Genomic DNA, 245 nt, shown 5'->3' on the forward strand with positions numbered 1-245 from the left:
TAATAAATGCGATGCTCATACCCGTTTGCTGCTGCAATTCTTTCCACAGCTCCAGGATGGCTTTTTGCACGGTTACATCTAACGCGGTGGTAGGCTCATCTGCAATTAAGAGCCGGGGCTGACAGCTGATGGCCATTGCTATCATAACCCGCTGCTTTTTCCCGCCGGACAATTCATGCGGGTAGCGGTGCAATTGCTGCCCCGGGCGAGTGGGCTTTACCTGGCGAAATAAAGCAATGGTTTGC

1 protein-coding gene is annotated in these 245 nt (G+C 52.2%); it reads right to left on the bottom strand.

Annotated features, from left to right (window positions below; translation table 11 throughout):
- Positions 1-245 (bottom strand): ATP-binding cassette domain-containing protein (locus tag KVT36_RS31970; protein WP_217607475.1); only part of this gene is annotated, 245 nt, incomplete at both ends.

The sequence above is a fragment of the Chitinophaga sp. GbtcB8 genome, assembly GCF_019091455.1.
GTDB lineage: Bacteria > Bacteroidota > Bacteroidia > Chitinophagales > Chitinophagaceae > Chitinophaga.